The organism is Elioraea sp. Yellowstone, assembly GCF_006704265.1.
Classification (GTDB): Bacteria; Pseudomonadota; Alphaproteobacteria; order Acetobacterales; family Acetobacteraceae; genus Elioraea.
This window is the reverse complement of the sequence record NZ_VIKA01000288.1, coordinates 1-1,180: the sequence shown is the minus strand read 5'-3', so window position 1 is coordinate 1,180 and position 1,180 is coordinate 1. Positions and strand designations below refer to the sequence as shown.

The 1,180-nt window shown below is 76.9% G+C and carries 1 protein-coding gene; it reads right to left on the bottom strand.

The window, feature by feature from the left end:
* A partial coding sequence (locus FK498_RS18740) for a S1C family serine protease (protein ID WP_141857222.1) occupies nucleotides 1-1,180 on the bottom strand: 1,180 nt, incomplete at both ends.

The window sequence follows — 1,180 nt, the reverse complement described above, 5'->3', positions numbered from 1 at the left end:
GCAGCGCGTTCGACCGCGGCCCAGGCGGCCGCGGCGGCCGGCGGGGTCGGGCCGGGCGGGGCGGCAGGCTCGCAGGCGCTGTCGTCCGCCGTCACCGTCACCCCGGCCTCGCGCAGGAACCCCAGCACCGAGCGCACCGGCTGGGCGTAGTCGATGCGGTAGAGCGTGTCGCGCTCCATCCGACCCCAGGTGTTCACGCCCACGACCCGGCCGCAGCGATCGGCGAGCGGGCCGCCGGAATTGCCGCGCGTGATCGACGCGGTGTGGGTGACCAGGCTCTGGCCGGCGACCTCCTGCAGGCCGCTGACGGTGCCGGAGGTGAAGACGGGGTTGGGCGTGGCGGCCGCGTCGCCCTGCATCAGCCGGCGGAAGGTGTCGTCGATGCCGACCGCGAAGCCCGGGAAGCCGGCCGCGACCACGGGCTGGAGCGGCTCGATTGCGGCGGCGAGGCGCAGCGGCGGCAGGCTGCCCTCGCTCAGCCTGAGGAGTGCGAGGTCGGGGCGGAAATCCCCGCCGCCGCGATCGGTCGCGGCGACGATGCTGGCGCGCACCACGCGGCCGAGCCGCCTGTTGACGACAAACACCTCGTCGTCGGCGGCGTTGTCGATCACGTGGCGGTTGGTGACGACCACGGTTTCGCCGACCGCGAAGCCGCTGCCTTGGCTCAGCCCCTGCTGGCCGTCGGGGCGGCGCACAGTGGCGATGATCAGGACCACGGAGTCGGTCAGCAGGGTAGCGAGGTTGGTCGCCTGCTGCGCCCCCTCGCCCGGCGGCGGCCGCACCGGCTGCTCCTCGGCGGTGGGCGGGATCAGGGCGGGCGAGAGTGCGGGCTGCTGCGGCGGCGCGCCCGCCCGGCCCGGCGCGCCCGGCGGGTCGAGCCGCGGCGGCGGGCCGAGGGCTGCGCAGACATCGCCCGCGAGCGCCCCCTCGAGCTCGGCGAGCCGCCGCCGCAGCCCGTCATTGACGCTCTCCTGGGCGCGGCGGAGCTGCTCGTCGAGGGCGGCATCGCGCGGCGGCGGCAGCGAGGCCTGCATGCGCTCCACCAGCCGGCTCCAGCCGTAGTAGTAGCCGGCGGCGAGCGCGACCGCGGCGAGCAGGAGCACGATCGCGACCGCGGCAGCGATCGCGCCGGCGGCGCCGAGACCCGAGCCGCCAGCCGACAGCGGAGGGGGTGGGGGGG